General features: G+C 56.5%; 3 protein-coding genes. 1 reads left to right on the top strand and 2 read right to left on the bottom strand.

The genetic code is table 11. The annotated features are described in order from the left end of the window. On the bottom strand, positions 1 to 799 hold a 799-nt coding region (locus tag DBR24_RS29180; RefSeq protein WP_256591957.1), incomplete at its 3' end, for a phage protease. Positions 800 to 967: 168 nt separating this feature from the next. Here DBR24_RS29180 and DBR24_RS29175 point away from each other — a divergent pair. Beyond that, a complete protein-coding gene (locus tag DBR24_RS29175) occupies positions 968 to 2,059 on the top strand; it encodes a hypothetical protein (RefSeq protein ID WP_128616430.1) in 1,092 nt (363 codons plus the stop codon). A gap of 105 nt (positions 2,060 to 2,164) precedes the next feature. Here the strand turns inward: DBR24_RS29175 and DBR24_RS29170 are convergent, their stop codons facing one another. Continuing rightward, the gene (locus DBR24_RS29170; RefSeq protein ID WP_128616429.1) at positions 2,165 to 2,641 is read right to left on the bottom strand and encodes a phage virion morphogenesis protein; all 477 of its coding nucleotides are present in this window, start codon (positions 2,639 to 2,641) and stop codon (positions 2,165 to 2,167) included. Positions 2,642 to 2,728 lie beyond the last annotated feature (87 nt).

Here is a 2,728-nt window from a genome sequence, read left to right as displayed (position 1 = left end):
CGGCCGGGGCGTGTACCGGCTTCATGCCAGCGGCCACCAGTTTCTCGGCGAACGCGACGTTGGCCCCGTGAATGGCTTCCTGCGCGGCGGTACGGGCGGCCTTTTCGCGCCTGGCGATGTCGGCCTTCAGGCGTTTGTTTTCTGCCTCAAGGGCGGCTGGGTCTTTTTCGGACATGCTGGTTACCTCGGTGGATCGGGACGGTTCAGAGAAAGCGGGTTGATTGCCCGGCTCAGGCTGTCGGGCGATTTCTGAGAGACTGTCGATGGCCCACGACGGGGCCACCTGGTCGGCGGTTTCTTTGTCGAACTTGCCGATGAGCCACTCGCGGAACCGGCGCCACATGTCTGAATTGAGTTCGTGGCCGTAGTCGCCGAACTCGACGACGCCTTCTTCACCATCGGCCAGTTCAATCGGGCGCAGGCCTTTCACGGCCGGCGGCTGTGCGCCGAGGAAGCCGACGTGGCGCAGGTAGTACACGCCCGGCACCGGATTGTTGGCGGCATCGGGGTGATAGAACGAAGCGGAAATTTTCTTGAAGCGGCCCTTTTCCACTAGCTCGGCGAATGCCGGGTCTACCTGCTGGGGCTCGGCGATCAGGCCATTGGCGGTAGCGGTCAGCGACTTCACCCAGCCAGCCGCTGGGGCGTCGTGCTTCGGGTGCCCGATGACCATCGGGGCTTCGTGCAAGGCCGGGTCATACGCGCTCACAGTGGCGGCCAGATCTGACTCGCTGAAGTCGATTCGGGCGCCGTTCATGGCGGTGTGACTGCCGGGCTTGAAGATGTGCAGTGGTTTCATGGCTGTGCGCTGCATGGAGGTGATGCGCACAGCCTGGGCCAATGATCTGCCTAGGACTTTTAATCGAGTTTAAAGAGTCAGGAACCCGGAGCTAACCAGCCGCCCTTCACACGGTGATAGGCTGGCTGCAATGCCCCATGGGTTAAACACAACGTAAAGGGATCGACTGTGGACAAATTGACTACCCCGCGCGGTGAAAGCAAAGGCCCGAGATCACGGCTGATCAAGATTGCTGAAGTTGTTGGGAAGGTTGGAGTAAGCGCAGTACCGATCCCGCCTCTGGTTTCAGAGGTGGCGAAATTAGGGCTAGAAAAAATATTCGCCTATGTCCGTCAACGGGATGAGCAGCGCATCCTAGAGTTTTATCGTGCATTCCTTTACAGGAATGAATTGCCCGGCGCAGACATCCTTGAGGCGGAAATAGAGGAAAGCAATTTCCATGCGCTGCTAAACGCCTGCGTCTCCGATATCGAAGAGGAGAAAACCGTCCCATATGCAAATCTCACCAGGTCAATTGCATTAGGCCGGGTAAGTCCAGAGCTGCGACGACATTTCATACTCACCCTCAAAGACCTTTCTTGGGAGGAGCTAGATCTACTGCGAAGAATTTACGTGGTGACTACGCATCCAGTTATACCTAAGAGGGGCAAAGACTTTGACGTGACTCACTTACTTACCTACAACCCGAGTCAAATATCCGAAACTCTTGCAGTTGCGAATCTGAAAACCAAGGGAATGATAGAGGACGAAAAACTCTCAAGCGCCGGTAGCAGCTTTGTCACCGCCTGTTCTAATGAGCACGATCTTGAGCCAGTTATTTACGACTACAAGGTTTGGTCAGGCTTCACATGCTTGATACTGACTTTGAACGGCAAGCGTTTCAGCCCCGCTGAAGGCGAAATGCTTGCAGCATCGTTGAGATCTGCCTGTATCCACTCCCATTCGGTGTCAGCGGTGGGCGGGTTTGAGGGAATGGGCGATAACGTGTTGTCTCGCGTGAGGACGAATTGCTGCGTGATGTTGATAGGCCAGGAATTTGAGGTCACACCGGCCAGCTTGGAAGCGATTTCAAAGATTGCAGATACAAGGCCTGTCGTTCTAGTGCTTAGCAACCGAGAGGCCATCAACGAGGAACCTTTCACGCGGTTGCCCACCATTAGAAGGGGTTTGAATGATGGAGATGCCTGGAGAGTGGAAGCTGTAAATTTGCTAATCGGGGAGATAAACAAGCGGGGACAAGTAAAGGAGGCCAATGAGTAGCGCATGCTGCCGTACTGAAGCGGTTTATAAAGCGTTTACAGCACTTTTTCCTTGCAAGGTTCGATGCACCGCAGCCGTAACAACACCAGAGGCCGTCTGGCGCGGTTACAGGCGAGCGGCTTTTTGCAGATGATGCAGGGCCAGTTCAAGAATCGCTTCCTCTGCTTCAGGCTGAATGACGCCCTCTGCATCCATTGGGAAGAACGGACGGCTCGGAATGTCTCCCCACAAGTGCGGGAATTCCGATTTATATCCGCCGAACTGCATCATCGCTGCATAGGGTTTGTTGCTGCCGACCAGTGCTGAACTCTCGGTAGCAGCGCTGGTGATAGACGCCGCCAACCCCGCAGAACTGATCTGCAGGATCTGGCCGGGCCAGTTGCCGCTTTTCTCCCGGCGCTCGGTGGTGACATCCGATAAATCAGCCCAGTCGGGCCGGCCCTCATTTTCGAAGTTCTCCTCGGTCTGGCTCAGCAGCTCGGCGGCGGCGCTGCGCATCAACGGCGCGAGATCCCCGACTGCCCATTCGACTTTGCGCAAAGCGTCCTGCAGACGTTGGTGTTCGATATCTACGGTGATCATGGCGCGCCTCTTATGCTGCCGCTTCTTTGCGCTTCAGCGCTTCGGCCAGTCCAGCGCCTGGCGCGTGGTTGAAGCCCGGATCGGTGC

It is taken from the genome of Pseudomonas sp. HMWF006 (assembly GCF_003061205.1).
In the GTDB taxonomy this organism is placed as follows: Bacteria; Pseudomonadota; Gammaproteobacteria; order Pseudomonadales; family Pseudomonadaceae; genus Aquipseudomonas; species Aquipseudomonas monsensis.
This window is presented reverse-complemented; position numbering and strand designations above follow the sequence as displayed.